2 protein-coding genes are annotated in these 865 nt (G+C 59.4%); one reads left to right on the plus strand and one right to left on the minus strand.

All coding sequences use genetic code 11. The features are described 5' to 3' along the window. The first annotated feature begins 237 nt into the window (after window positions 1-237). Window positions 238-408: a hypothetical protein gene (locus EUC46_RS12640; RefSeq protein ID WP_164918846.1), complete on the plus strand. Its 171-nt coding sequence runs from the start codon at window positions 238-240 to the stop codon at window positions 406-408. A gap of 88 nt (window positions 409-496) precedes the next feature. On the opposite strand, the gene EUC46_RS12440 is transcribed toward EUC46_RS12640, so the two are convergent. After that, a complete protein-coding gene (locus tag EUC46_RS12440) occupies window positions 497-700 on the minus strand; it encodes a hypothetical protein (RefSeq protein ID WP_128774467.1) in 204 nt (67 codons plus the stop codon). Window positions 701-865: the final 165 nt, after the last annotated feature.

Here is an 865-nt window from a genome sequence, read left to right on the forward strand (position 1 = left end):
GTCTGGAACACGGCCAAAGGAAGCATCGCCAACATCCAACACGACACCCCCGAGCAGACCTACACCGCGTTCACCGACTACATCACCAGCCGCACCTTCGACTACGACTTCGAACACCTACCAACAACACGGCCCGACAACGATCTTGTTTAAAACCGGCCACACTTCCCCTTAGGTGGAGCCCGCTTTCGCCCCTGCCTGGAAGACGTCATCGAATTAATCATTCATGAATTCGGAGTGGACGTTCAACCCGGCTGGGAAGAATGCGTCGAGAGTGGCCGGATCGAGTGGCGCCGCATTCAGCTGGCGGCAGCCGTGCGCGACGATCCGGATACGGCCCGCCGCACGCTTGAGGCACTGGACGAGAAATCCGGTGCAACTTACGAAAAACAACTTTCCAGGTTCTGACCCCTCATACGGCATCGATACCATAACAGGCTCATCGCACCATTCCCTATCAACGCCGATCCGCGCAGCCTCAGCAACCACCGGCCGCTCACAATGCCACCGCCTCCAGGAGCGAGTCGCCCAGACGACCCTCCTGCGCCGCTGTCGACTGATCTGAGATCGCCTCGACAGTGAAGCCCGTCAACTCCCCCACGGCCTGGCAGAAGAGGGCCACGTCGAATAGATCGGTTCCATCACGCGGGGTGAAGACGAGATCGATATCGCTATGGAATCTGTCCGATCCCGTGAGCACAGACCCGAATACTCTCAGATTCTCCAGGCCATGAGCCAGGTGGTGTCATAGGGTCGTAGCAACAGTGCTGGTTAGAGGCGGGAGGTTGTGTTGGGTGGGATGTTGACGATGTCGGATCGGGCTGCGATCGCACGGGGGCTGGAGCAGGGCTGGTCGTTGCGCAGG

Source organism: Actinomyces oricola, from assembly GCF_004104015.1.
GTDB lineage: Bacteria > Actinomycetota > Actinomycetes > Actinomycetales > Actinomycetaceae > Actinomyces > Actinomyces oricola.